The following is a 25,629-nucleotide window of genomic DNA, read 5'->3' on the forward strand; positions in this document are numbered from 1 at the left end:
AAGTGGTTAAGCCAGGTCCTCAACGGACGCGGATTCGTTGCGGGACAAGTTGATTCCCAGGTTGGCCGCGGCCCGCTCCAGGTCCTCGTCCTCGCCCTCGCGCAGCTCGATCGCCGCGCCGTCGGACGAGAGCACCTCGACGTTGAGGCACAGCGACTGCAGCTCCTTGAGCAGCACCTTGAACGACTCGGGAATGCCCGGCTCGGGGATGTTCTCGCCCTTGACGATCGCCTCGTACACCTTGACCCGGCCGACGGTGTCGTCGGACTTGATGGTCAACAGCTCCTGCAGCGTGTACGCCGCGCCGTAGGCCTGCATGGCCCAGCACTCCATCTCACCGAACCGCTGGCCACCGAATTGCGCCTTACCGCCCAGCGGCTGCTGGGTGATCATCGAGTACGGGCCGGTGGAGCGGGCGTGGATCTTGTCGTCCACCAGGTGGTGCAGCTTCATGATGTACATGAAGCCGACGGTCACCGGGTACGGGAACGGCTCGCCGCTGCGGCCGTCGAATAGCACCGCCTTGCCGTCGCCGTCCACCAGGACCTCACCGTCGCGGTTGGGCAGCGTCGCCGAGAGCAGGCCCTGCAGCTCGGCCTCCTGGGCGCCGTCGAACACCGGCGTCGACACGATCGCGTTGGGCTCGGCGTGCAGCAGCGCCTCGGGCAGGTTGCCCGCCCAGTCCGGGACCCCGTTGCCGGTGTCGACCTTCCAGCCGCTGTGCGCGCACCAGCCCAGGTGGGTCTCCAGGATCTGGCCGATGTTCATCCGTCGCGGCACACCGTGGGTGTTCAGGATGATGTCCACCGGGGTGCCGTCCGGAAGGAACGGCATGTCCTCGACCGGCAGGATCTTGCCGATCACGCCCTTGTTGCCGTGCCGGCCCGCCAGCTTGTCGCCGTCGGAGATCTTGCGCTTCTGGGCCACGTAGACGCGGACCAGCTCGTTGACCCCGGCGGGCAGCTCGTCGTCGTCCTCGCGGGAGAACACCCGGATGCCGATGACCTTGCCGGACTCGCCGTGCGGCACCTTCAGCGAGGTGTCGCGGACCTCGCGGGCCTTCTCGCCGAAGATCGCCCGCAGCAGCCGCTCCTCCGGCGTCAGCTCGGTCTCCCCCTTCGGGGTGACCTTGCCCACCAGGATGTCGCCGTCGCGAACCTCGGCCCCGATGCGCACGATGCCACGCTCGTCGAGGTCGGCCAGCACCTCGTCGGAGACGTTCGGGATGTCCCGGGTGATCTCCTCGGCGCCCAGCTTGGTGTCGCGGGCGTCGATCTCGTGCTCCTCGATGTGGATCGAGGTGAGCACGTCCTCTTCGACCAGGCGGTTGGAGAGGATGATCGCGTCCTCGTAGTTGTGGCCCTCCCACGGCATGATCGCCACGAGCAGGTTCTTGCCCAGCGCCATCTCACCGTTTTGGGTGCACGGCCCGTCGGCGATGACCTGGCCGGCCTCGACGCGGTCGCCCGCGTCGACGATCGGCGACTGGTTGGCGCAGGTGCCGTGGTTGGACCGGGCGAACTTGCGCATCCGGTAGGTGTGCCGGGTGCCGTCGTCGGCCATCACGGTGATGTAGTCCGCGGAGACCTCCTCGATCACCCCGGACTTGTCGGCGACGACGACGTCGCCGGCGTCGATCGCCGCGCGCAACTCCATGCCGGTGCCCACCAGCGGCGCCTCGCTGCGCACCAGCGGAACCGCCTGGCGCTGCATGTTGGCGCCCATCAGGGCCCGGTTGGCGTCGTCGTGCTCGAGGAACGGGATCATCGCGGTGGCCACCGACACCATCTGGCGCGGCGACACGTCCATGTAGTCCACCTCGGACGACGGCACGTACTCGACCTCGCCCGCCTTGCGGCGAACCAGGACGCGCGGCTCGACGAAGCGACCGTCGGTGTCGATCGGCGAGTTGGCCTGCGCCACCACGTGGCGGTCCTCCTCGTCGGCGGTCAGGTACACGATCTCGTCGGTGACCACACCGTCGACCACCTTGCGGTACGGCGTCTCGATGAACCCGAACGGGTTGACCCGCGCGTACACCGACAGCGAGCCGATCAGGCCGATGTTCGGGCCCTCCGGCGTCTCGATCGGGCACATCCGGCCGTAGTGGCTCGGGTGTACGTCGCGGACCTCCAGGCCGGCGCGCTCGCGCGACAGACCGCCCGGCCCCAGCGCCGACAGGCGGCGCTTGTGGGTCAGACCCGACAGCGGGTTGTTCTGGTCCATGAACTGGGAGAGCTGGCTGGTGCCGAAGAACTCCTTGATCGCGGCCACCACCGGGCGGATGTTGATCAGCGTCTGCGGCGTGATCGCCTCGACGTCCTGGGTCGTCATCCGCTCGCGGACGACACGCTCCATGCGGGACATGCCGACGCGGATCTGGTTTTGGATCAGCTCACCGACCGTGCGCAGCCGGCGGTTGCCGAAGTGGTCGATGTCGTCGGTCTCCACCGGCACCTCGACGCCGCCGGGCACGGTCATGACCGCGGGCTGGCCATCGACGGCGGCGTGGTGCAGGCGCACCAGGTACTCGATGGTGGCGACGACGTCCTCTTCGGTCAGCGTGGTCGCGGTGATCGGGTGCGCGGTGTTGAGGCCGAGCTTCTTGTTGACCTTGTACCGGCCCACCCGGGCCAGGTCGTAGCGCTTCTCCTTGAAGAACAGGTTCTCCAGCAGGGTCTGCGCGGACTCCTTGGTGGGCGGCTCGCCCGGGCGCAGCTTACGGTAGATGTCCAGCAGCGCCTCGTCGGTGCCGGCGGTGTTGTCCTTCTCCAGCGTCGACATCATGATCTCGGAGAAGCCGAACCGTTCGCTGATCTTTTCGCTGGTCCAGCCGAGCGCCTTGAGCAGCACGGTGACCGGCTGGCGGCGCTTGCGGTCGATGCGCACGCCGACGGTGTCGCGCTTGTCGACGTCGAACTCCAGCCAGGCGCCGCGGCTGGGGATCACCTTGACGCTGTGCAGCATCTTCTCGGTCGACTTGTCGATGGTCTCGTCGAAGTACACGCCGGGCGAGCGCACCAGCTGGCTGACGACCACGCGCTCGGTCCCGTTGATGATGAAGGTGCCTTTTTCGGTCATCATCGGGAAGTCACCCATGAACACCGTCTGGCTCTTGATCTCGCCGGTGTTGTTGTTGATGAACTCGGCCGTGACGAACAGCGGGGCCGCGTAAGTCATGTCCTTGTCTTTGCACTCGTCGACCGGCGCCTTGACCTCGTCAAAGCGGGGGTCGGAGAACGACAGCGACATCGAGCCCGAGAAGTCCTCGATCGGCGACAGCTCGTCGAGCACCTCTTCCAAACCGCCCTTGGCCTCCGCGTCGCCGCGCTTGGCCGCGGACTCGCGCCAGCGCGGCGAGCCGATCAGCCACTCGAACGAGTCGGTCTGCACGTCAAGAAGCCCCGGAACCTCAAGCGGTTCGCGGAGCTTGGCGAAAGAAACTCGGTTAGGCGCTCCGGGCACGGAGTTGTAAGAGGAAGTTTGAGAGGTTTTCTTGCTCTGGCGGGAACCTGCCAAGATGCATCCTTCCAGCACCGCGTGCGACTCACGGGAACCGGGAACACCGGCTGCGTTCGCCGCATCAATTTTGTCGGTTAGGCCGGCGAACGATCTGTCCGGATCTCACGCGCGCAACTAAGTAGCTAAGCCGCAGAGGGGCTCAGGCTAAGACCACAGTGTCTTTGGCGGCCAAGTGGCGAGTGTGAGGTGGGCAGGAAGTAGCCAGCGCAACGTCCAACAATAGCGCAGGACGGCGCATTCCTCAACTACCCATGACAATCAGCCAAGGGACATCGGCGCTGGCTGGCGATCTCGACTCTCCCCTGGACACATGCTGCCCAACAGACTGACCCGTTTAGCCCCTTCCGTCAAGGGTCGGGACGGCAAGTTGCGCGGAGTTAACGCAAAATTGTCGGGTCATGGATAGGACTCCGGCCTGCGGGCGCTACTCGCCGCCGAACTCGTGCGCGCGGAACTTGTGGGTGCCCTCGAGGTCGTCGAGGATGGCCGCCTGAGCGTTCTTGGGCAGCGTGTGCAGGATCTCGCGAACCCGGGCCTGGCGCCGCGCGACGGCCTTGCGCTCCGGCATCCCGGGCGTCGCGGTGATCTGCGGCGGCACGCCCTCGATCTCCTCCACACCGCCGGCGTGGTGACCCGCGTCGAGCAGCGCCTGCTCCTCGGCCATGGTCGCCTCGTCCTTTTCCTCGGACATGCCGATCGGGCCGATGCGGCGGCCGTTGAGGAACTGGCGCACCACCGGCTCGTCGCTGGTCAGCAGGACCTCGCGCGGGCCGAACATGACGAGCTTGCGGCGGAACAACATGCCCATGTTGTCCGGCACGGTGCGGGCGATGTTGATGTTGTGCGTCACGATCAGGACGGTCGCGTCGATCTGGGCGTTGATGTCGAGGATCAGCTGGCTCAGGTAGGCGGTACGGACGGGGTCCAGACCCGAGTCCGGCTCGTCGCACAGGATGATCTGCGGGTCCATCACCAGCGCCCGGGCCAGGCTGGCGCGCTTGCGCATACCGCCGGAAATCTCGCCGGGGAACTTCTTCTCGTCGCCGCCGAGGCCGACCAGGGTCAGCTTCTCCATGACGATGTCACGGATCTCGCTTTCCTTCTTCTTGGTGTGCTCGCGCAGCGGGAAGGCCGCGTTGTCGAACAGGTTCATCGAACCGAACAGCGCGCCGTCCTGGAACATCACGCCGAACAGCGTGCGGATCTCGTAGAGCTCCTTGGCCGAACACTCGAGGATGTCCGTGCCGTCGATCATGATCGAGCCGCGTTCCGGGCGCAGCAGACCGATGAGGGACTTCAGGAACACCGATTTGCCGGTACCCGACGGCCCCAGCAGGACGCTGACCTCCCCGGCGGGGATATCCAACGTCACGTCTTCCCAAATCCTCGAGGGACCAAAGGACTTGGTCAGTCCTCTCACCTCGATAGCGACGCCCATGGGGAATCCTTCCGTCGACGCTCGTGCCCGCCACCTGCCCTTTTCTGTGGCATGAGTCACTGTAGCGCACCGCGGGTGTCCCGCATCAGGCTTGCCTGGCACCGCCGGCAAAAATTGGCCGTCCTGAGACCCGGCGGCGCCGAGCTATTGGACGCGCGTGTCAGGCGCGGGTTAGCCAGCGGGGGCCCAGTTTCCGTGGAAGCCCATCGGGACCCGCTGCGGCAGGTGCACGGTGGCCATCGGCTCGAGGGTCTGCGCGTCCAGCAGAAGCAGCTGGCCCTCGTCGCGGCCGCGGTGGTGGCCGTAGCCCATCAGGACCCCGTCGTCCTCGGCGCGATTCGCGCCGGGGTTGGGCACGAATGACATCTCGCCGATCAGAAGGTCGCGGTCCAGCGGGGCCACCGTGGCCGATCCGGTCGCGTAGTCGTGCTTGTACAGCGCGGTGGACATCTGCATGGCGCCGCCGGAGAGGTAGCCGCCATCGGTGCCGACGGTGTAGCCGAACCGGTGCCGCGCGCCCAGCAGCGTCTCGTTGATGCGGGGGAACTCCTGCGGGCGGTCGTCGCGGCGTTCGCTGGCCACCGCGCCGGTCGCCAGGTTGATGGTCCAGCGGTCCAGGGTGGGGCGGCTGTCCCCGGGGCCGCGCAGGTCGCGGTCGAACATCTTCGAGTAGCGGACCACGTCGAGCACCAGCACCTCCGCACCGTCCCGCGTTTCCGAATAGGCGTTGAGCGGGTGATAGACGTAGCAGGGTTCGATGTCGAACCAGCGGATGTCTTTGTTGTCGCCCTCGCGCGGCATGACCCCGATCCGCGCCGGGTAGCTCGCGTCCCAGCGGTAGGGCATCCGATTGAGCGGCGCGCGGTTGCGGTTCATCATCGTCGCCATCGGCCCGGGCATCCGCACACGGCCGAGCAGCGACTGCATGACCAGCCGGGCCGGCAGACCCAGCCAGCGCGGCACGTTGGCCGGCATCACCTGGACGGGATCGAACGTGACGGGCAGGTCGTAGATCACCACGTATTTGTCGGTCAGCGAGAAGTCGTGCATCATCGGCGACCCGGTCACGTCGATGTCGACGGTGCGCCGCGCGCGCCCGTCGGTGTCGATCACCGAGTACTGCACGGATCGCCCGCGCGCAAACGAATAGGACAGGGCGTGCAGTTCGCCGGTCCGCGGGTCGGTGTGCGGGTGGGCGGTGTAGCCACCGAACAACGTCCCGTCGAAGTCGCAGGTCCCCACGGTGTCCAGGTCCTCGGTGAGGCGGTAGTTCGCGCCGCCACCCTCGACGAGCGCCAGCGTTTTTCCGGCGTGGCTGAGCACGTTGGTGTTGGGGCCGACCGAGAGCATGCCGGCGCGCGGGTTCAGCCCGGTGGGTTCCGGCTCGCCCAGCGCGGCGCACACGTGCGCGGTGCGCACCCAGCGGTTGCGGTACCAGCGCGCCTGCCCGCCGCTCAGCGCCACGCCGTGCACCATGCCGTCGCCGCTGAACCAGTGGTAGGTGGCGCGGTCGACCTCCTCGACCGGGTTGGGCCCGTTGCGCAGATAGCGGCCGTCGAGGTGCTCGGGGATGTGCCCGGTGACCCCCAGGTCGGTCGCGGTGACCTCGGTGCCCACGGGCGCCAGGAAGTCCTCGAGGTACGGGTTCCGGGGTCGGGTGGCCTGCGTGGATGTCACGACTGAACTCCTATAACATTGTTATTTCAGCGTTATGGGAACGGTACGCCGGTGATGACAAGATGGCAAGGATGACTTCGGAGACGGATGGCAGCGCTCGCGCGGTCCGCGGTGTTCGTCGGGAGATGCTGCACGCCGCCGTGGGCCTGCTCGACGAGCAGGGCCCCGACGCGCTGCAGACCCGGAAGGTGGCGCGCGCCGCGGGGACGTCGACCATGGCGCTGTACACCCATTTCGGCGGGATGCGGGGGCTGATCGCCGAGGTCGCCGAGGAGGGCCTGCGCCAGTTCGATGCCGCGCTGGCCGTGCCCGCCAGCGACGACCCGGTCGCCGACCTGTTCGCCATCGGCACGGCCTACCGGCGCTACGCCATCGAGCGCCCGCACATGTTCCGGCTGATGTTCGGCAGCACCAGCGCGCACGGCATCAACGCGCCGGCGCACAACGTCCTGACGCTGACGGTCGCGGAGATCGAGGCGCGCTACCCCAGCTTCGCGCACGTGGTGCGCGGGGTGCACCGCTGCCTGCTGGCCGGCCGGCTCGGGGCGGCCGGTTCGGCGGACGACGACGCCGCGGTGGTGGCCACGGCGGCCCAGTTCTGGGCTTTGATCCACGGGTTCGTGATGCTGGAACTCGCCGGCTACTACGGCGACGACGGCACGGCCGTGGCGCCGGTGCTGGCCGCGATGACCTCGAAACTGCTTGTCGCGCTGGGAGATTCACCTGAGCGGGTGACACAGTCGCTGCGCGCGGCGATGTCGGGTTGAGCGCACGAAACCCCCGGAACCCGCGCTGAGCGGGGTTCCGGGGGTTTTCGCGACGTGACTACTTGACGGTGACGGTGGCGCCGGCGGCCTCGAGCTTGGTCTTGGCTTCGTCGGCGGCCTCCTTGGCGACCTTCTCCAGCAGCGGCTTGGGTGCGCCGTCGACGAGGTCCTTGGCCTCCTTGAGGCCCAGGCCGGAGACGATCTCGCGGACCACCTTGATGACGCCGATCTTCTTGTCGCCGGCGGCCTCGAGGATGACGTCGAACTCCGACTGCTCCTCGGCGGCCTCGGCGGGCGCGCCACCGGCGGCCGGGCCGGCTGCGGCGACGGCGACCGGGGCGGCCGCGGTGACCTCGAAGGTCTCCTCGAACTTCTTGACGAAGTCGGAGAGCTCCAGCAGCGTCATTTCCTTGAACGCGTCGAGCAGATCGTCGGTAGACATCTTTGCCATGGTGTGGGTCCTTCCTAATTCGGGGTTTTGGGGGTTATTCGGCTTCGGCCGGGGCTTCCGGAGCCTCGGTGGGTGCTTCGGAAGCTGGTTCTGCGGGCGCCTCGGCGGCCTCGGCGGCGGGCGCCGCGGCGGCCGGGGCCGGGGCCTCGGTGGCCTTCTTTTCCTGGAGCGCGGCCGCGAGCCGGGCCACCTGCGAGGCCGGGGCGGCGAACAGGCCGGCGGCCTTGGCGAGGTTGCCCTTCATCGCGCCGGCCAGCTTGGCCAGCAGGACCTCGCGGGACTCCAGGTCCGCGATGCGCTCGACCTCGGCGACCGTCAGCGCGCGGCCGTCCATGTAGCCGCCCTTGATGACCAGCGCCTTGTTGTCCTTGGCGAAGGTCTTGATGGCCTTGGCGGCGTCGACCGGCTCACCCCGGACGAACGCGATCGCCGTGGGGCCGGCGAACAGCTCATCGAGGCCCTCGATGCCGGCGTCGGCGGCCGCCCGCTTGATCAGGGTGTTCTTGGCCACGGTGTAGGTGGCCGAGCCCGCCAACGACCGGCGCAGCTCGGCCAGGTTGGCCACCGTCAGCCCGCGGTATTCGGTGATCAACGTGGCCGTCGCGTCCTTGAACTGGTCCGCGATGTCCGCGACGGCGGTGGCCTTGTCAGCCCTGGCCATGCCTACCTCCTGGGTCAAAGTCCGTGTGACTTGTCGTCTGTGACCACCGGGGAAACGACGAACGCCCCGGCGCAGGGAGCGGCCGGGGCGTAGAAATGTGCCGGCGCAAGCCGGCGGGTGCCTCGTCCTCCTGCGTGGGCCGCCGGGATGTTCCCGGACCTTCAACCGATTGCTCGGTGACCGACGGTCTTCGGTGGATCGCCACCACAATAGCGTGGGCGGTCCGATCAGCCAAAACGGCGGCTAGCCGAGACCGGCCAGCCGGGCCGCCCCGACCAGGCCGGCCTCGCCGCCGAGGGCGGCCGGCACCACCCGCAGCCCGGCCAGAAAGTCCAGCCCGGCGTAGCCGGTCAGCGCGGCCCGCAACGGCTCGAAGAGCAGCTCGCCGGCCTTGGCGACCCCGCCGCCGATGACGACCAGGTCGAGGTCGCACGCCGCCCCGACCGAGGCGATCATCGCCGCGAGCGCGGTGGCACCCCGGCCGAACGCCCGCACCGCCACCGGATCCCCGGCCGCCGCCGCGGCGGCCAGCTGCCGGGCGCCGGCGCCCGGTGGCGCGGACCATCCGTTGGCCACAGCCCAGCGCACCATCGACGGGCCGGACGCGACGGTTTCGACGCAGCCGCGGCCCCCGCACGGGCACGGCCGGCCGTCCTGTTCGACGACCATGTGGCCGACGTGGCCGGCGTTGCCGGTGCGCCCGGTGTACGGGACGCCGTCGAGCACGAGCCCCCCGCCCACGCCGGTGGACACCACCATGCCGAGCAGAAACCGCGCGCCGCGGCCCGCCCCGAGCCAGTGCTCGCCCAGCGCCATGCACACGCCGTCGCCGCCGAGGCGTACGGGCACGCCGGGCATCATGGCCGCGACCCGGTCGCGCAGCGGGAAGCCGCGCCAGGCCGGGATGTTGATCGGGTTGACCGCGCCGCTGTGCAGGTCGATGGGTCCGGCCGAGGCGATGCCCACCGCGGTGACCGCGCCGCCTGCGGCGCGCAGCTCGTCGGCGACGATCCCGGCGACCGCGGCCCAGACCTCCTCGGCCGCGGCGCCGGCCGGGGTGGGCCGGATGGCGGTGTGCACCAGCGCGCCGGCGGGATCGGCCAGGCCGGCGGCGATCTTGGTGCCGCCGATGTCGAGGCAAAGCGTCAGCGCGGCCATCAGTGGCGGTGGGTGTTGTCGGGCTGGCGCGGGTCGCCGGGGTGTTCGTAGCCGGGGGCGAGGCGAACCAGCTCGGCGCGGCGCGCGTCCAGCCACACGCGGAAGGCGCGGCGCCGCGCGGCGCCGCGCAGATGGTCGGCGATCGCCGGGCGCACCTGCGCCAGCGGCGGCCCGACCGCCGGCGGGGCCCGCCAGCCGTGCGGGCCGGGACGCGGCGCGGCGAACCGCAGCGGGTTGCGGGAGTGGTAGGCGGCGACCTCGTCGTCGCCGACGTCGACGGTGGCGGTGACCGCGGCGTACAGCGCCCGCGCCCGCGGGTCCGCCAGCGCCGCGGCGGCCACGCTGCCGATCTCCAGCCGCGCCGCGCCGTCGGGCAGCAGCTCGGCCTCGGGCGGGGCGCCGCGGGAGGTCAGGCCGCGGGCGGCGGCCTCGCCGGCCAGCACGCGCTCGGTCACGATCAGCTGGGTGAGCCAGCGCCGCAGCTGCCGGCCCGCGCTGGTCCCGCTCGCCGGCAGCGCGCCCGCCGCCGGCCCGGCGCGCAGCCGCGCCTCGGCCGCGTCGACCTCGTCGACCGCGACCGGCTCGCCGGCGACGGTCGCCACCCGCTCACCACTCATGTCACGGTCACCTCCACCGCCGGCGAGTAGAGCAGCCGGCCGGCGCAGCCCACCCGGACCAGCGCCCACCACCGCCCGGGCTCCAGCCACGCGGGTGGGGTCACGTCGAAGCCGAGCTCGACAGTGCCGCGCGCGGGCAGCACCGCCCCGCACGCTGCCGGCCCCAGCCACTCCCAGGTGCCCCACGGGCTGATCAGGTGCGCTTCGAGCGCCAGGTCCGCCCGGGCCCGGGTGCCCACCGTCACGGTCAGCCGGGCCGCCTGTCCGGCGGCGAGCTCGACGTCGCGCGGGCCCTCGACCAGGTGGACCAGGTCGGCGGCGTCCTGCGCTCCTATCTCGACGACGCACACGTCCTCGACCGCCTGGCGCCACGCCGCGGGGAGGTCGTCGCCGGTCAGGCGCAGCTGCGCGCGGACCGGGTAGAGGCCCGGCCGCGCGCGGGCAGGGATCGACACCACGACGTCGGCCTCCCGGTGCTCGCCGGAGCACAGCGTGACGGGCAGCTCGGCGGGCGTGGCCGACCAGCCGTCGGGACAGACCAGCGTCACCGCCCCGCCCAGCGCGGCGTCGCTGCGATCGCTGGCGGCGGTCAGCCGCAGCACAACCTCGCCGCCGGGCGTGCCCGTGACCCGCTGCGGGTGCAGGTGCGCGACGGCCGGCAGCCCGCCGAGCGGCGCCGGGCCGCGGTTGTGCAGCCAGTAGCGCGCGTAGAGCGGCTGCGCGGCCTCGGCGTGCGGCGCCAGCGCAGCGAAATCCTCTGTGAGGCTGCGCATTTCGAGGTCGGCCAGCACGGTGCCCACCTGATAGCCGTGCAGCTCGACCGAGCGCGCGCGCCCACCCGTGGCACCGAGCGGCTGTTCCAGCAGGTCGGCGCGCCGAAGCCCGCGCACCTCGCCCAGCCCGGAGCCGAGGGTCACCCGGGCGCCCCGGCCCGTGGTCTCCACCAGCCGCAGGGCCACCGCGGCCGGGTCGACGGGACGGCCGCTGCCCGCCGCCAGCGGGTTGCCGGCCGCCTTGAGCGCAGCGAGCTGCACCGCGCCGGCGGGCTCGACGCGCAGCAGCGAGCCGGCCGGCGGCAGCCCACCGCGGCGTCGGCCGGGCCCGGCGGCGAGCAGCGGGTGGGAGAACTCCGCGCTGACGGTCGGGATCCCGGCCCGCCGCCAATCGCCGTCACCGCCGGCCAGCGCGTAGTCGAAGGCATGCGTCCAGTGCTGCAGCTGGAAATTGGATCCGTCGGGCGCGGTGCGGCGCGGATCGTCGATCCAGATGCCCGACGGCCATCCGGTGCAGGAGCGCATCAGCGCGGTGTGCAGGGTGCCGTCGGTGTCGACCGCGAAGCTGGGCACACCGCGGTTGAGCAGCGCGACGGTGCGGTCCTCGAAGGGGTCCATGCCCGACGGCGGCCGCTGGCTCACGGCGATCTCGGCGTCGGCGAGGTCGTCGACCACCGACGCGACCGCGGCGGCCAGTCCGTCGTCGCGGGCACCGGGGTCGGCGTCGATGATCAGGACCGGCAGCGCCCGCGGGGCGCGCAGGTCGGCGCCGGGCACCCAGGCGACCGTCAGCGGTTTCTCGGCGGGCACCCAGACCCTGGCCCGGCCGCTGTCGGCCAGCTGGCGTTCGAGTTCGGCGGCGTACTCCGGATCCGCTTGCGCCAGAACGGCTTTGGTAAACGAATTGCGGTCCGGCCCGCCCAGGGCGATCCGGACGTCGGGCAGGTTGGAGTCGACGTCGAGGCAGCCGTAACGCGGTGTGTCGGCGCCGCTGCAGGTGGCCGTGACGCCGGCGCGGACAAGCGCGACCATCAGCTCGCGGGCCAGCGGACCGGACTCCGCCTCGGCCGGTGTCACCACCTCGGCCACCGACAGCGCGCGCGTGTCGTCACCGAGGCGGACCCGCGTCGCGGAGGACAGGCCGAACCAGCCGTAGGCCGGGTTGTCCAGCGTCCACGGGTGCTGCGCGGTGTCCACCGAGCGGGTGCCCTCGTGCAGCAGCGCGAAGCCCCGCCCGACGACGGCGTCGCCGACCTCGCTGACCGGCATGGCGCCCGGCACCGGACACGGCCAGCGCAGCCGCAGCAGGCGGTCCTCGCCGCTGAATTCGTCGACGGTGGTGCGGCAGTCCAGCCGCGCCACCCCGTTCCACAGGGTCAGGGTTTGCGTGTAGCGCAGCTGCCCGCCCAGGCTGCCGCGCACCACCAGCCGCTGACCGAGCGGGCTGCGATAGGCCCGCACCCGCGCCGGCGATTCCGACGAGCAGACCACCGGGCCCTTCGGCAGCAGGTGCCACGGCCCCTCCGCCTGCGTCGGGTGCGCCGAATATTCCTCATAGAGGGCGAGCTCGTTGCCCACCCGGCCGTCGGCCATCAGCTCGCGACCGTCCCGGATCAGCGAGGCGACCCCGCCGCCGCGGGCCGCGTCCGCCTCGACCCGGTAATGCTCGTTGGCGATCACCGATCCCGGCACCGGCTCCCAGCCGGTCGCGTCTTTCCCGGGCACCACCCGGTAGGCCCGCCAGCCCAGCGACGGGACGTCGCGGGCCAGCCAGGTGACCGACCGCCCGTCGTGCTCGACCAGCGAGGGCAGCTCGGCGCCGTCGGCGTCGAGCACCCTGACGCCCTCGCCCGGCGGGGGATCCAGCCGGGCGGTGACCACGTCGGTCCGCCGGTGCGCCAACGGATTCCACACGATCACGTCACCCTCGACCAGACCGGACAACAGCGCCAGCGACGTGTCCCGGACCGCGCGACCCAGCTCCCACGCGTCGCGCCAGCCGGTCAGCAGGTCCAGGTACACCTGGTCGGACTCCGAGCCGGTGATGGCGTCGTGGTGGGCGCCGTAGGCCAGCTGCACCCACGCCTTGGCCAGGGCGGCCTGCGGGTACTCGGCGCCGCCGAGCAACCCGGCGAACACGGCGAAGCGCTCGGCCTGCAGCACCGCGTTCTCGGCGGCCCGGTTGGCCTGTTTGGTGTCGATGTAGGACACGTCCTTGCCGGTGTAGATCGGGTTCATGTCCCGGGTTTGCGGCGACGGCGACGACCCGCGCTGCGCCAGCTCGGCGCGCACCGCCGCGAAGAACTCCCGCGGCAGCGCGCACACGAACCGCGGCCACGTGTAGCGCGCGGCCCAGCCGCGGTGGATCGCGGTGACCCACTTGTTCGGCGGGGTGTAGTCGGTCCCGACGGGCAGCAACACGTTCCGCGTCAGGGCGACCGCCTTGAGCTGATCGAACAGCGCGTAGGTGGCGTCCTCGGCCTCGGCCAGGGTGATCGAGGAGTCCATCCACCAGCCCGCCGCGTAGTGCGCGGGCATGTAGTGGGTCAGCAGGCCGCGGCCCGACGGCGCGATCCACTCGAACTCGCTGCGGAACTGCATGCCGCCCAGGCCGCCGTCGCTGTGGGTGGGGCCCCATTGGTGGTAGGGTCCGCGGGCCCACGAGCTCGACGTCAGCCCGGCGTCGGCGGCCAGCCCCGGGAATTGCGGGTCGTGGCCGAACGCGTCGAGCTGCCAGGCGGTGGCCGGGTCGGCGCCCAGGACGTCGCGCTGAAAACCCATGCCGTGCACCAGATTCCGGATGGTGGTCTCCGGGCTGGTCAGGTTGGTGTTGGGTTCGTTGTAGGTGCCGCCCATCACCTCGACGCGGCCCTGCGCGATGAACCGGCGCAAATCGGCGCGGTCCTCGGGGCGGGTGTCCCAGTACGGCTTGAGGTAATCCACCTCGGCCAGCACGAACTTGTATTCCGGCTCGCGGCGGGCCATTTCCAGATGCGCGCGCACCAGCTCGAAACCGTTGGTCTGCCGCGCGCGCCCCGGGGGGTCTTCGGTCCACTCGCTGGTGTAGGCGCCCTGGGTGTTCCACCAGACCGGGTCGTAGTGAAAGTGGCTGACCATGAACATCGTCCACCCGGGCTCGGCCACGGTGAACTCGAACGGCGTGTCCGCACCGCCGGCGCGTGCCCGGGCGGTCCGGCGCTCACCGACGACGGGACGCTCGACCGTGACCGCGACCTCGACGACCTCGCTGCCGGGCCGGGCAATCGCCTCCCCGCTCAAGCCGTCGCCGTCGACGCGGACGGACGTCGGCTCGCTGCACCCGGAAACGGTGACGCGCGCCAATTGCAGCGGCGCGTCCGGCGGCCCGCCGAAAAGTTCGGTGGAGACCGCCGAAATCACCTGCATGCCCGCACCTTACGGCGCAACCGGTCGTGATGGCCCCAACCCGACTTAAGATTTGGCCATGCCCGCCCTCGCCCCGCCCGTCGCCGACGAACGCAGCGCCCTGCGCGAATTCCTGGCGTTCCACCAAAGCGCGTATTTCGCCGTCTCCTACGGCCTCACCGACGAGCAGGCCCGATCGGCCCCATCGTCCAGCGCGCTGTCGGTCGGCGGGCTGATCAAGCACGTCACCGCGATGCAGCGCACGTGGATGGCGCGCGTCGCCGCCGCGCCGGGCGAACCGCCGAGGGACCCGAGGCCGTTCGACGTGATCGCCCAGGAGTTCTCCGATCAGCACGTGATGCGGCCCGACGAGACCCTGGCCGGGCTGCTCGAGGCTTTCGGGGCGCAGAACGCGGAATCGCTGCGGCTGGTGGACACCGCGGACCTCGACGCCGCGGTGCCCGTCCCGCAGGACATCCCGTGGTTTCCCAAAAACCAGCCGGCCTGGTCGGTGCGGTGGGTGATCCTGCACGTGATCAACGAGCTGGCCCGCCACGCCGGGCACGCCGACATCGTTCGGGAAACCGTCGACGGCGCCACCATGTACGAGTTGATCGCCGGGCTGGAGGGTTGGCAGATCGACGGTTGGGTGACGCCTTGGGGCAAGCCCTGACCCTCCAGACCCGTAGCGGCGTCGCGCGCCGGCAGACGCCGCACGGCACCGTCGGGCTCTACTACGAGGATCTCGGCGACCCCGCCGCCCCGCCCGTACTGCTGATCATGGGCCTGGGCGCGCAGCTGCCCATGTGGCCCGACGGATTCTGCGCGCGGCTCGTCGACGCCGGCTATCGCATCGTCCGCTTCGACCACCGCGACATCGGACTGTCGGCCAAGATGCACGGGCTGCGGGCGCCGGGCTCGGTCTACCGGCGCGTCGCGCGCTACGTGCTGGGCCGGCCCAGTCGCGTGCCCTACAACCTGGTCGACATGACCGGGGACGTGGTCGCGCTGCTCGACCACCTGGGTATTGCCCGCGCCCACGTGGTGGGCGCGTCCATGGGCGGCATGATCGCGCAGATCCTGGCCGCCACCGAGGCGCACCGGGTGGCCTCGCTGGGGCTCATCATGTCCAGCACGGGCAAGCCGCTGTCGGCGCTGCCGGCCTGGCGCGTCGTCAAGCTGAGGTTCGACGCCCCCGCCAAGGACGCGCCCGAGGAGGAGAAGGTGGCCTACGAGGCGCGCAACATCGCGGTGTTCAACGGCCCCAACTTCCTGCCGTCCGACGCCGAGCTGCGCGAGCGGGTCCGGCGGCTGGCGGATCGCTGCAGCTACCCGGCGGGCAGGATGCGCCAGGTCGACGCCATGCTGGGCACCGGCAGCCTGCTTGGTTACAGCAAGGCGGTAGCCGCGCCGACCGTGGTGCTGCACGGTTCGGCCGACCCGATGGTGCGGCCCCGCAACGGGCGCGCGCTGGCCGCGGCCATCCCCGGCGCCCGCTTCGTGGTGATCGAGGGGATGGGACACGACCTTCCGGAACCGGTCTGGCGGCCCATCACCGAGGCCCTCACCGAGAACTTCGCGCTCGGCTTCTAACGCGCTGCGGTGAGTGTGAACGTACGGCTTTGATTGTGAGCGCAGGGCGGGGTTCAAGGCGTTTGCCCGCACAGGCTTCACGCCGAAAGCCGAGTATTCACAGTCAACGGGCCCGGAAGAAGCTTCTTGCGGCCGTCGATACCCGGTGAGCGGGCTCACAGGAATTGGGACTTGACTCCCACGATTTGGCAGACTGCTGAAATGACTACTACCAAGCACCGCGAGGTGGCCAAGCTCGACCGGGTGCCCTTACCCATCGAAGCGGCCCGGGTAGCAGCCACCGGTTGGCAGGTCACCCGAGCCGCCGCCCGCGTCGTCACCAAGCTGCCCAGCCGAGGGCCCTGGCAGCAAAAAGTCATCAAGCAGCTCCCCGGCACCTTCGCCGACCTGGGGCCCACCTACGTCAAGTTCGGGCAGATCATCGCGTCCAGCCCCGGCGCATTCGGGGAGTCGCTGTCGCGCGAATTCCGCGGCCTGCTCGACCGGGTCCCGCCCGCCGACGCAGGAGAGGTCCACAAGCTCTTCGTCGAGGAGCTGGGCGGGGACCCCGCCGACCTGTTCGCCAAGTGGGACGAGACGCCGTTCGCGTCGGCGTCCATCGCGCAGGTGCACTACGCCACGCTGCACAGCGGCGAGGAGGTGGTCGTCAAGATCCAGCGCCCGGGCATCCGGCGCCGGGTCGCCGCCGACCTGCAGATCCTGAAGCGCTTCGCCCAGGCCGTCGAGCTGGCCAAGCTGGGCCGCCGCCTGTCGGCACAGGACGTGGTCGCCGACTTCGCCGCCAACCTGGCCGAAGAGCTGGACTTTCGCCTCGAGGCGCAGTCGATGGAGGCGTGGGTCTCGCATCTGCACGCGTCACCGCTGGGCAAGAACATCCGGGTGCCGCACGTGCACTGGGACTTCACCACCGAGCGGGTGCTGACGATGGAGCGGGTGCACGGGATCCGCATCGACAACGTCGCCGAGATCCGCAAGGCCGGGTTCGACGGCACCGAGCTGGTCAAGGCGCTGCTGTTCTCGGTGTTCGAGGGTGGGCTGCGGCACGGGCTGTTCCACGGCGACCTGCACGCGGGCAACCTGTACGTCGACGACGAGGGCCGCATCGTGTTCTTCGACTTCGGCATCATGGGCCGCATCGATCCCCGCACCCGCTGGCTGCTGCGCGAACTCGTCTATGCGCTGCTGGTTAAGAAGGACCACGCCGCGGCCGGCAAGATCGTCGTGCTGATGGGCGCCGTCGGCACCATGAAGCCCGAGGCCCAAGCCGCCAAGGACCTGGAAAAGTTCGCCACCCCGCTGACGATGCAGACGCTGGGCGACATGTCGTATGCGGACATCGGGCGGCAGCTGTCGACGCTCGCCGATGCCTATGACGTCAAGCTGCCGCGCGAGCTGGTGTTGATCGGCAAGCAGTTCCTCTATGTCGAGCGGTACATGAAGCTGCTGGCGCCGAAGTGGCAGATGATGTCGGACCCGCAGCTGACCGGGTACTTCGCGAACTTCATGGTCGAGGTCAGCCGCGAGCACCAGAGCGACGTCGAGGTGTGATGGAGGTCCGCACCGGGGAAGCCATTTCGGGTGACCTGAAGCTCTACTACGAGGACATGGGCGACGTCGACGACCCGCCCGTCCTGCTGGTCATGGGGCTGGGCGCGCAGCTGCTGCTGTGGCGGACCGCGTTCTGCGAGAAGCTGGTCGCGCAGGGCCTGCGCGTCATCCGCTACGACAACCGCGACGTCGGCCTGTCCAGCAAGACCGAGCGGCGCTCCGCCGGCCAGCCACTGATCACGCGGTTGGTGCGCTCGTGGCTCGGCCTGCGCAGCAAGGCGCCCTACACCCTCGAAGACATGGCCGACGACGCCGCCGCCGTCCTGAGCCACCTGGGCATCGAGCGCGCCCACATCGTCGGCGCGTCCATGGGCGGCATGATCGCCCAGATCTTCGCCGCCCGATTCGCCAAGCGGACGAAGTCGCTCGCGGTCATCTTCTCGAGCAACAACCAGGCGTTCCTTCCGCCGCCCGGACCGCGCCAGCTGCTGGCGCTGATCAAGGGCCCCGCCCCGGGTTCCCCGCGCGACGTCATCGTCGACAACGCCATTCGGGTGAGCAAGATCATCGGCAGCCCCCGCTACCTGGCGCCCGAGGAGCAGCTCCGCGCCGAGGCCATCGAGAGCTACGAACGCAGCTACTACCCCTGGGGAATAGCCCGGCACTTCGACGCCGTCCTGGGCAGCGGCAGCCTGCTGCGCTACAACCGGCGCACGGCCGCCCAGACCGTGATCCTGCACGGCCGCGCCGACAAACTGATGCGGCCGTCGGGCGGCCGCGCCGTTGCACGCGCCATCGACGGTGCTCGACTAGTCTTGTTTGACGGCATGGGCCACGACCTGCCTCAGCAACTGTGGGATCGGGTCATCGGCGAGCTGGCCAGCAACTTCGCCGACGCCGGCTGAGGCCGTTTGAGGCCGCCGTCGGGCGGCTTTTAATATGCCCCTGCGAATTTCACACAAGGTCTCGCCCCGTTGTACGGTTGCCGTTGGGAGGATGTCTAATAATGGCGGAGCTGAAACCCTATTACGAAGACTCGCAAGCTGCGTACGACATTTCGGACGACTTCTTCGGGCTCTTTCTCGACCCCACCTGGGTCTACACCTGCGCCTACTTCGAGCGCGACGACATGACCCTGGAAGAGGCGCAGCTCGCCAAATTGGATTTGGCCCTGGACAAGCTCAACCTGGAGCCGGGCATGACCCTGCTCGACGTCGGGTGCGGATGGGGCGGCGCCCTGGTCCGCGCCGTGGAGAAGTACGACGTCAACGTCATCGGACTTACCCTGAGCCGCAACCATTGTGACCGCAGCCAGGCCCGGCTCGCGCAGATCCCGACGACGCGGCGCGCCGAGGCGCGGCTGCAGGGTTGGGAGGAGTTCGACGAGAAGGTCGACCGGATCGTCTCGTTCGAGGCGTTCGACGCCTTCCACAAGGAGCGCTACGGCGCGTTTTTCGAACGCTCCTACGAACTCCTGCCCGACGGCGGCCGGATGCTGTTGCACAGCCTGTTCACCTACGACCGCCGGTGGCTGCACGAACAGGGCATCGCGCTGACGATGAGCGATCTGCGCTTCCTCAAGTTCCTGCGCGAGTCGATATTCCCCGGCGGCGAGCTCCCGTCGGAACCCGACATCGTCGACAACGCGCGCGCCGCGGGCTTCACCGTCGAGCAAACCCAGCTACTGCAGCAGCACTACGCGAAAACCCTCGACACCTGGGCCGCCAACCTGGAGGCCAACCGGGATCGCGCCATCGCCATCCAGTCCGAAGAGGTCTACAACAACTTCATGCACTACCTCACCGGATGTGCGGTGCGGTTCCGCCGGGGACTCATCAACGTCGCGCAGTTCACGCTGGCGAAGTGATTCAGCGCGTACAGGGGGAAACGCCATGGGCAAGGACCTGACGCCGCACTTCGACGACGTGCAGGCGCACTACGACCTGTCCGACGACTTTTTCCGCCTGTTCCTGGACCCCACCCAGACCTACAGCTGCGCCTACTTCGAGCGCGACGACATGACGCTGGAAGAGGCGCAGCTCGCCAAGATCGACCTGGCGCTGGGCAAGCTGGGTCTGCGGCCCGGCATGACGCTGCTCGACGTGGGCTGCGGCTGGGGCGCCACCATGCGGCGAGCGGTCGAGCGCTACGACGTCAACGTGGTCGGCCTGACGTTGTCGAAGAACCAGGCCGCCCACGTGCAGAAGTCGTTCGACGAGATGGAAAGCCCGCGCAGCAAGCGGGTCTTGCTGGCCGGCTGGGAACAGTTCGACGAGCCGGTCGACCGCATCGTGTCGATCGGCGCGTTCGAGCACTTCGGCCACGACCGCTACGACGACTTCTTCGCGATGGCCCATGACGTCCTGCCCGCCGACGGTGTGATGCTGCTGCACACCATCACCGGGCTCACCGGGCCGCAGTGCATCGAGCGCGGCATCCCGCTGACGTTCGAGATGGCCCGCTTCATCAAGTTCATCGTCACCGAGATCTTCCCGGGCGGCCGGCTGCCGTCGATCGAGATGGTGCAGGAGCGCTCGGGGAACGCGGGTTTCACGTTGACCCGCAGGCAGTCGCTGCAGCCGCACTACGCCCGGACCCTCGACCTGTGGGCGCAGGCCCTGCAGGCGCACCGGGACGAGGCGATCGCGGTCCAGTCCGACGAGGTCTATGAGCGCTATATGAAGTACCTCACGGGCTGCGCGGACGCGTTTCGGATCGGCTACATCGACGTCAACCAGTTCACGCTGGAGAAATAGCGGCAGCGCACGTCACTGGGGCGCGGGGGCTCGGTCGAAAAACCCAGGGGCATGCGACCTTAAATGCGAGCGATGCGCCCTGCCCCGTGTAGGGTGCCGGGGGCGGACACCTGATGAAACCGGGTGTCAGTCGGGAGGACATCATGTCTGAGAATCGAGTGGGCGCCACGCGGATGAGGTCTGATTCCGACAATGTCCGGGCTCACTACGACTTGTCGAACGAGTTCTTCGCGCTGTTCGTCGACCCGACCCGCACCTACAGCTGCGCCTACTTCCCGCGCGAGGGCATGACCCTGCAGGAGGCGCAGCTCGCCAAGATCGACCTCACGCTGGACAAGCTGGGGCTGCAGCCGGGAATGACCCTGCTCGACGTCGGCTGCGGCTGGGGCTCGGTGATGAAGCGGGCGATCGAGCGCTACGACGTCAACGTCGTCGGGCTGACCCTGTCGAAGAACCAGCACGCCTACTGCCAGCAGGTGCTCGACGGGGTCGACAGCGACCGCTCCCGGCGGGTCTTGCTAAGCGACTGGGCCGACTTCGGCGAGCCGGTGGACCGCATCGTCATCATCGAGGCGCTGGAACACTTCGGCTTTCACCGATACGACGACTTCTTCAAGTTCGCCTACGAGGCGATGCCGGCCGACGGGGTGATGGCGCTGCATGCGATCACCGGGTTGCACGTGAAGCAGGTCATGGAGCGCGGCATCCCGCTGACGATGGAGATGGCCAAGTTCATCCGGTTCATCGTCACCGAGATCTTCCCCGGCGGCCGCCTGCCGATGATCGAGACCGTCGAGGAGCACTCGGAGAAGGTCGGCTTTCGGGTGACCCGCATCCAGTCGCTGCAATCGGACTTCGCCAAGACCCTGGACTTCTGGGCCGAGGCCCTCGAGGCGCACCAGGACGAGGCCATCGCGATCCAGTCCGAAGAGGTCTACGACCGCTACATGAAGTTCCTGACCGGCTGCGCCAAGGCGTTCCGGATGGGCTACATCGACTGCAACCAATTCACGTTGGAGAAGTGAACTTCGGTATCGTGGCACGTCGGGTACCGCCACGACAGCGCCGACCTGCGCTTTAGGCAGTGAATTCATCCAGGAGAACAAGACGAGAATGGCTGAGCAACCGACGAGCCCGACGAAGACGCGGACGCGCTTCGAGGACATTCAGGCGCACTACGACGTCTCCGACGACTTCTTCGCCCTGTTCCAGGACCCCACCCGGACCTACAGCTGCGCCTACTTCGAGCCGCCGGACATCACGCTCGAGGAGGCCCAGTACGCCAAGATCGACCTCAACCTGGACAAGCTCGACCTCAAGCCGGGCATGACGCTGCTCGACATCGGCTGCGGGTGGGGCACCACCATGAAGCGCGCGGTCGAGAAGTACGACGTCAACGTGATCGGCCTGACGCTGTCCAAGAACCAGCACGCCCGCAGCGAGCAGGTGCTGGGGGCGCTCGACACCAACCGCTCGCGCCAGGTTCGCCTCCACGGCTGGGAGGATTTCAACGAGCCCGTCGACCGGATCGTGTCGATCGAGGCCTTCGAGCACTTCGGGCACGAGAACTACGACGACTTCTTCAAGCGGTGTTTCGACATCATGCCCGACGACGGCCGGATGACCATTCAGAGCAGTGTCAGCTACCACCCCTTCGAGATGGCGGCCCGCGGCAAGAAGCTGACCTTCGAGACGGCGCGCTTCATCAAGTTCATCATCACCGAGATCTTCCCGGGCGGCCGGCTGCCGTCCACCGAGATGATGGTCGAGCACGGCGAGAAGGCGGGTTTCGTAGTGCCGGAACCGCTTTCGCTGCGCCCGCACTACATCAAGACGCTGCACATATGGGGCGACACGCTGGAGTCCAACAAGGAGAAGGCCATCGAGGTCACCTCCGAAGAGGTCTACGAGCGATACATGAAATACCTGCGCGGCTGCGAGCACTACTTCACCGACGAGATGCTGGACTGCAGCCTGGTGACCTACCTGAAGCCGGGCGCCGCCTAACTGTCGGATCGGGGCTGCGCCGTTCGTCGAGTAGGTAGAGAGTGGAACACAGGGTTTCGCTCACTACCGGAGGTGACGACAAATGCAGTACGTAGCACTGTTGATCAGCCAGGAGCAAGACCGCTCACCCGACGATGCGGCCGCCGCGATGGCGGAATGGGAGAGCTTCCACACCAAAGCCGGGCCCGCGATCAAATCCGGTGATGCGCTGGCCCCCGCGGCCGCGGCGGTGGTCATCACCGGCGGCCCGGACGCGCCGGTCGTCACCGACGGCCCGTTCGCCGAGGCCGCCGAGGTGGCCTGCGGCTTCTACGTGTTCGAAGCGGAAAACCTCGACGAGGCGCTGGCACTGGCGCGCGACGTCCCGCTCGCCAAGTTCGGGGCCGTGGAAGTGTGGCCTGCGGTCCACTCAGTTGACCTGTCCCGCAAGCTCGCTGGCAACGACTGGCTCGCGCTGCTGCTGGAGCCGGCCGAATCCGCACACACGCCGGGCACGCCGGAATGGGAGGCGGTGGCGGCGAAGCACGCCGATCTGCACGCGGCCGCGGGCGACCACATCATCGGTGGTGCCGCGTTGCACGACCGGTCCACGGCGACGACCGTGCGGGTGCGCAACGGCGAGGTCCTGATCACCGACGGACCGTATGTCGAGGGAGCCGAAATCGCCACGGGCATCTACCTGCTGGGCGCCGCGGATCGCGACGAGGCCGTCAAGGTCGCATCGATGATCCCCGCCTCGACCGTGCAGTTGCGGCAGCTGGCCGGGATCTCCGCGCTCTAGCTCGCAGATGACAGCCCTGGACGGCGTCTTCCGCCGGGAGTGGGGACCCGCCGTCGCCGCGCTCGCGCGGTGGTCCGGCGACCTCACGGTCGCGGAGGACGCCGTCCAGGAGGCCTGCGCCGAGGCGCTGCGCACCTGGCCTCGCGACGGCGTGCCGGACAGCCCCGGCGGCTGGCTGGTGACCGTCGCCCGCAACCGCGCGCGGGACCGGCTGCGCCGCGAATCTGTCCGTCCGGGAAAGGAATTGGCCGCTGTGGTGGACGATATCCGGGCGCGCACCGACCATGCCGAACCGCATCCCGTCCGCGACGACGAGCTGCGGATGATGTTCACCTGTGCGCATCCGGCGCTGGACCGTCCGTCGCAGCTGGCGCTCACGCTGCGGCTGGTGTCCGGGCTGACCGTCGCCGAGATCGCCCGGGCGGTGCTGCAGAGCGAGGCGGCGATCGGCCAGCGAATCACGCGCGCCAAGAACAAGGTTCGGCACGCCAACATTCCGCTGCGGGTGCCGCCGGCCGAGCTGCTGCCCGAGCGCACGCCCCACGTGCTGGCTTGCCTCTATTCCGTGTTCACCGAGGGCTATTGGTCGACGGCGGGGCCGTCGGCGATCCGCGACGAGTTGTGCGACGAGGGGGTCCGGCTGGCGCAGGAGCTGTGTGCGCTGATGCCGCACGAGCCGGAGGCGCACGCCCTGGCCGCGCTGATGCTGCTGCACGATTCGCGGCGCGCGACCCGGGTGGACGCCGCCGGGATGCTGGTGCCGCTCGAGGAGCAGGACCGGCGCCGGTGGGACCGGGGCCGCATCGCCCGCGGGCTGGACCGGCTGCGGCGGGCAGAGGGGTCGACGGGCCCCTACCTGCCGCAGGCGGTGATCGCCGCGCTGCACGCGACGGCGCCGAGCTGGGAGCACACGGATTGGGTCACCATCTGCGCGGCCTACGACCGGCTGCTGCGGCTCACCGACTCGCCGGTGGTGCGCGCCAATCGCGCGCTGGCGGTCGGATTTCGCGACGGGCCCGAGGCGGGCCTGGCCGCCCTGGACGCGGTGGCGCATGACCCCCGGCTGGCGCGTTCGAACCTCGTCGCGACGGTGCGCGCCGATCTGCTCCGGCGCGCGGGACGGCCCGCCGAAGCCGTGAGGTGGTACCGAACGGCGTTGGAAGCCAACGGTTCTGAGCCGGGCCGCGAGTTCTTGCGGCGGCGCATCGCCGAGCTCAGTTAACCGCCGAGCGTGAATCTCACGACGCGACACGCCGATCGGGCGTCGCGGGATTCACACTCGGCCGCAGAAATTAGGCCTCGGCGAAGTTGCGCGTGACCGACGGGTCCACCGGGATGCCCGGGCCCGTGGTCGTCGACACGGTGATCTTCTTGAGGTAACGGCCCTTCGACGACGACGGCTTGAGCCGCAGCACCTCGTCGATCGCGGCGCCGTAGTTCTCCGCCAGGCTCTTCTCGTCGAAGGACGCCTTGCCGATCACGAAATGCAGGTTGGCCTGCTTGTCGACGCGGAAGTTGATCTTGCCGCCCTTGATGTCGGACACGGCCTTGGCGACGTCGGGGGTGACGGTGCCGGTCTTGGGGTTGGGCATCAGGCCGCGCGGGCCCAGGATGCGGGCGATGCGGCCGACCTTGGCCATCTGGTCGGGGGTCGCGATCGCGGCATCGAAGTCCAGGAACCCGCCCTGGATCTTCTCGATCAGGTCGTCGCTGCCGACGATGTCGGCGCCGGCGGCCTGCGCCTGCTCGGCCTTGTCACCGACGGCGAACACCGCGACGCGGGCCGTCTTACCGGTGCCGTGCGGCAGGTTGACCGTGCCGCGGACCATCTGGTCGGCCTTGCGCGGGTCGACCCCGAGCCGGATCGCCACCTCGACCGTCGCGTCCTGCTTGGCCGACGACGTCTCCTTGGCGAGCTTGGCCGCCTCCAGCGGGGTGTACAGGTTGCTGCGGTCGACCTTTTCGACCGCGGCGCGATATGCCTTGCTGTTCTTGCTCATTGACTATCCAATCAGGTGTTGGGTCGTGGTTATCGGGCCGAAGCCAGCCCTCCCACGGTCTTGCGTGTTACTCGACAGTGATGCCCATCGACCGGGCGGTGCCGGCGATGATCTTGGCGGCCGCGTCGATGTCGTTGGCGTTCAGGTCGGACTTCTTCGTCTCGGCGATCTCTTTGACCTGATCCCAGCTGACCTTGGCGACCTTGGTCTTGTGCGGCTCGGCCGAGCCCTTGCCCACGCCGGCGGCCTTGAGCAGCAGCTTGGCGGCGGGCGGGGTCTTCAGCGTGAAGGTGAAGCTGCGGTCCTCGTAGACCGTGATCTCCACCGGGATGACGTTGCCGCGCTGGTTTTCGGTCGCGGCGTTGTACGCCTTGCAGAACTCCATGATGTTGACGCCGTGCTGGCCGAGCGCGGGCCCTACCGGCGGGGCAGGGTTGGCCTGCCCGGCCTGGATCTGGAGCTTGATCAGCCCGACGACCTTCTTCTTCGGGGCCAT

Annotated in this window: 21 protein-coding genes; 11 read left to right on the plus strand and 10 right to left on the minus strand. The window is 69.4% G+C overall.

Annotated features, from left to right (window positions below; translation table 11 throughout):
* Positions 1–6: 6 nt before the first annotated feature.
* The 3 genes from rpoB to AC5Y4Z_RS24695 all read right to left on the minus strand — a co-directional run bounded on the left by rpoB (position 7) and on the right by AC5Y4Z_RS24695 (position 6,637).
* Positions 7–3,519, minus strand: coding sequence for a DNA-directed RNA polymerase subunit beta (rpoB, locus tag AC5Y4Z_RS24685; RefSeq protein ID WP_499967574.1), 3,513 nt, complete (start codon positions 3,517–3,519; stop codon positions 7–9).
* A gap of 427 nt (positions 3,520–3,946) precedes the next feature.
* The gene (locus AC5Y4Z_RS24690) at positions 3,947–4,960 is read right to left on the minus strand and encodes an ABC transporter ATP-binding protein (RefSeq protein WP_499967575.1); all 1,014 of its coding nucleotides are present in this window, start codon (positions 4,958–4,960) and stop codon (positions 3,947–3,949) included.
* A 171-nt stretch (positions 4,961–5,131) separates the two neighbouring features.
* Complete coding sequence (locus AC5Y4Z_RS24695) at positions 5,132–6,637, minus strand: carotenoid oxygenase family protein (protein ID WP_499967577.1); 1,506 nt, start codon at positions 6,635–6,637, stop codon at positions 5,132–5,134.
* Between the two features lie 71 nt (positions 6,638–6,708).
* On the opposite strand from AC5Y4Z_RS24695, the gene AC5Y4Z_RS24700 reads away from it, so the two are divergent.
* A complete protein-coding gene (locus AC5Y4Z_RS24700; RefSeq protein ID WP_499967579.1) occupies positions 6,709–7,404 on the plus strand; it encodes a TetR/AcrR family transcriptional regulator in 696 nt (231 codons plus the stop codon).
* A 58-nt stretch (positions 7,405–7,462) separates the two neighbouring features.
* On the opposite strand, the gene rplL is transcribed toward AC5Y4Z_RS24700, so the two are convergent.
* The 5 genes from rplL to AC5Y4Z_RS24725 form a co-directional block, all read right to left on the minus strand.
* Entirely contained in the window at positions 7,463–7,855 is a 393-nt protein-coding gene (gene rplL, locus AC5Y4Z_RS24705; protein WP_055401244.1) for a 50S ribosomal protein L7/L12, read from the minus strand.
* A gap of 34 nt (positions 7,856–7,889) precedes the next feature.
* A complete protein-coding gene (rplJ, locus tag AC5Y4Z_RS24710) occupies positions 7,890–8,516 on the minus strand; it encodes a 50S ribosomal protein L10 (protein ID WP_499967581.1) in 627 nt (208 codons plus the stop codon).
* Positions 8,517–8,759: 243 nt separating this feature from the next.
* Positions 8,760–9,674 carry an ROK family protein gene (locus AC5Y4Z_RS24715; protein ID WP_499967582.1) on the minus strand — a complete coding sequence of 305 codons (915 nt, stop codon included), beginning with the start codon at positions 9,672–9,674 and terminating at the stop codon, positions 8,760–8,762.
* Positions 9,674–10,291 (minus strand): DUF7158 domain-containing protein, encoded by a 618-nt coding sequence (locus tag AC5Y4Z_RS24720; RefSeq protein WP_499967583.1) that lies wholly within the window; start codon positions 10,289–10,291, stop codon positions 9,674–9,676. Before AC5Y4Z_RS24720 ends, AC5Y4Z_RS24715 begins: the two co-directional genes overlap by 1 nt.
* Positions 10,288–14,469, minus strand: coding sequence for a glycoside hydrolase family 38 N-terminal domain-containing protein (locus AC5Y4Z_RS24725; RefSeq protein WP_499967584.1), 4,182 nt, complete (start codon positions 14,467–14,469; stop codon positions 10,288–10,290). The genes AC5Y4Z_RS24720 and AC5Y4Z_RS24725 overlap by 4 nt, the downstream gene beginning before the upstream one ends.
* Before the next feature lie 58 nt (positions 14,470–14,527).
* Between AC5Y4Z_RS24725 and AC5Y4Z_RS24730 the strand changes: the two genes are divergently transcribed.
* The 10 genes from AC5Y4Z_RS24730 (at position 14,528) to AC5Y4Z_RS24775 (ending at position 24,355) form a co-directional block, all read left to right on the plus strand.
* Positions 14,528–15,121: a DinB family protein gene (locus AC5Y4Z_RS24730; protein WP_499967585.1), complete on the plus strand. Its 594-nt coding sequence runs from the start codon at positions 14,528–14,530 to the stop codon at positions 15,119–15,121.
* The gene (locus AC5Y4Z_RS24735; RefSeq protein ID WP_499967587.1) at positions 15,094–16,041 is read left to right on the plus strand and encodes an alpha/beta fold hydrolase; all 948 of its coding nucleotides are present in this window, start codon (positions 15,094–15,096) and stop codon (positions 16,039–16,041) included. The genes AC5Y4Z_RS24730 and AC5Y4Z_RS24735 overlap by 28 nt, the downstream gene beginning before the upstream one ends.
* 201 nt (positions 16,042–16,242) lie before the next feature.
* Complete coding sequence (locus AC5Y4Z_RS24740) at positions 16,243–17,589, plus strand: ABC1 kinase family protein (protein ID WP_499967589.1); 1,347 nt, start codon at positions 16,243–16,245, stop codon at positions 17,587–17,589.
* Complete coding sequence (locus tag AC5Y4Z_RS24745) at positions 17,589–18,494, plus strand: alpha/beta fold hydrolase (protein WP_499967591.1); 906 nt, start codon at positions 17,589–17,591, stop codon at positions 18,492–18,494. The genes AC5Y4Z_RS24740 and AC5Y4Z_RS24745 overlap by 1 nt, the downstream gene beginning before the upstream one ends.
* A 101-nt stretch (positions 18,495–18,595) precedes the next feature.
* Positions 18,596–19,456, plus strand: coding sequence for a mycolic acid methyltransferase MmaA1 (gene mmaA1 / locus AC5Y4Z_RS24750; protein ID WP_499967592.1), 861 nt, complete (start codon positions 18,596–18,598; stop codon positions 19,454–19,456).
* A 25-nt stretch (positions 19,457–19,481) separates the two neighbouring features.
* Positions 19,482–20,345, plus strand: coding sequence for a cyclopropane mycolic acid synthase MmaA2 (gene mmaA2, locus AC5Y4Z_RS24755; protein ID WP_499967594.1), 864 nt, complete (start codon positions 19,482–19,484; stop codon positions 20,343–20,345).
* A 143-nt stretch (positions 20,346–20,488) separates the two neighbouring features.
* Positions 20,489–21,370 carry a methoxy mycolic acid synthase MmaA3 gene (mmaA3, locus tag AC5Y4Z_RS24760; RefSeq protein ID WP_499967596.1) on the plus strand — a complete coding sequence of 294 codons (882 nt, stop codon included), beginning with the start codon at positions 20,489–20,491 and terminating at the stop codon, positions 21,368–21,370.
* An 88-nt stretch (positions 21,371–21,458) separates the two neighbouring features.
* The gene (gene mmaA4, locus AC5Y4Z_RS24765) at positions 21,459–22,352 is read left to right on the plus strand and encodes a hydroxymycolate synthase MmaA4 (protein ID WP_499967597.1); all 894 of its coding nucleotides are present in this window, start codon (positions 21,459–21,461) and stop codon (positions 22,350–22,352) included.
* Positions 22,353–22,434: 82 nt separating this feature from the next.
* On the plus strand, positions 22,435–23,133 hold the full coding sequence (locus AC5Y4Z_RS24770) for a YciI family protein (protein ID WP_499967598.1): 699 nt from the start codon (positions 22,435–22,437) through the stop codon (positions 23,131–23,133).
* 7 nt (positions 23,134–23,140) lie between these two features.
* Positions 23,141–24,355 (plus strand): RNA polymerase sigma factor, encoded by a 1,215-nt coding sequence (locus tag AC5Y4Z_RS24775; protein WP_499967600.1) that lies wholly within the window; start codon positions 23,141–23,143, stop codon positions 24,353–24,355.
* A 70-nt stretch (positions 24,356–24,425) separates the two neighbouring features.
* Here AC5Y4Z_RS24775 and rplA read toward each other — a convergent pair whose 3' ends face one another.
* Positions 24,426–25,133, minus strand: coding sequence for a 50S ribosomal protein L1 (gene rplA, locus AC5Y4Z_RS24780; RefSeq protein ID WP_499967601.1), 708 nt, complete (start codon positions 25,131–25,133; stop codon positions 24,426–24,428).
* A gap of 67 nt (positions 25,134–25,200) precedes the next feature.
* Complete coding sequence (rplK, locus tag AC5Y4Z_RS24785; protein ID WP_067324269.1) at positions 25,201–25,629, minus strand: 50S ribosomal protein L11; 429 nt, start codon at positions 25,627–25,629, stop codon at positions 25,201–25,203.

It is taken from the genome of Mycobacterium sp. NGS63 (assembly GCF_059812295.1).

Coding starts and splice junctions, on each gene's coding strand:
- AC5Y4Z_RS24730 (WP_499967585.1), top strand. CDS start 14,528: ATGCCCGCCCTCGCCCCGCCCGTCGCCGACGAACGCAGCGCCCTGCGC.
- rplA (WP_499967601.1), bottom strand. CDS start 25,133: ATGAGCAAGAACAGCAAGGCATATCGCGCCGCGGTCGAAAAGGTCGAC.
- mmaA4 (WP_499967597.1), top strand. CDS start 21,459: ATGGCTGAGCAACCGACGAGCCCGACGAAGACGCGGACGCGCTTCGAG.
- mmaA3 (WP_499967596.1), top strand. CDS start 20,489: ATGTCTGAGAATCGAGTGGGCGCCACGCGGATGAGGTCTGATTCCGAC.
- AC5Y4Z_RS24725 (WP_499967584.1), bottom strand. CDS start 14,469: ATGCAGGTGATTTCGGCGGTCTCCACCGAACTTTTCGGCGGGCCGCCG.
- AC5Y4Z_RS24700 (WP_499967579.1), top strand. CDS start 6,709: ATGACTTCGGAGACGGATGGCAGCGCTCGCGCGGTCCGCGGTGTTCGT.
- AC5Y4Z_RS24690 (WP_499967575.1), bottom strand. CDS start 4,960: ATGGGCGTCGCTATCGAGGTGAGAGGACTGACCAAGTCCTTTGGTCCC.
- mmaA2 (WP_499967594.1), top strand. CDS start 19,482: ATGGGCAAGGACCTGACGCCGCACTTCGACGACGTGCAGGCGCACTAC.
- AC5Y4Z_RS24775 (WP_499967600.1), top strand. CDS start 23,141: ATGACAGCCCTGGACGGCGTCTTCCGCCGGGAGTGGGGACCCGCCGTC.
- rplJ (WP_499967581.1), bottom strand. CDS start 8,516: ATGGCCAGGGCTGACAAGGCCACCGCCGTCGCGGACATCGCGGACCAG.
- mmaA1 (WP_499967592.1), top strand. CDS start 18,596: ATGGCGGAGCTGAAACCCTATTACGAAGACTCGCAAGCTGCGTACGAC.
- AC5Y4Z_RS24770 (WP_499967598.1), top strand. CDS start 22,435: ATGCAGTACGTAGCACTGTTGATCAGCCAGGAGCAAGACCGCTCACCC.
- rplK (WP_067324269.1), bottom strand. CDS start 25,629: ATGGCCCCGAAGAAGAAGGTCGTCGGGCTGATCAAGCTCCAGATCCAG.
- AC5Y4Z_RS24740 (WP_499967589.1), top strand. CDS start 16,243: ATGACTACTACCAAGCACCGCGAGGTGGCCAAGCTCGACCGGGTGCCC.
- rplL (WP_055401244.1), bottom strand. CDS start 7,855: ATGGCAAAGATGTCTACCGACGATCTGCTCGACGCGTTCAAGGAAATG.
- AC5Y4Z_RS24715 (WP_499967582.1), bottom strand. CDS start 9,674: ATGGCCGCGCTGACGCTTTGCCTCGACATCGGCGGCACCAAGATCGCC.
- AC5Y4Z_RS24745 (WP_499967591.1), top strand. CDS start 17,589: ATGGAGGTCCGCACCGGGGAAGCCATTTCGGGTGACCTGAAGCTCTAC.
- AC5Y4Z_RS24720 (WP_499967583.1), bottom strand. CDS start 10,291: ATGAGTGGTGAGCGGGTGGCGACCGTCGCCGGCGAGCCGGTCGCGGTC.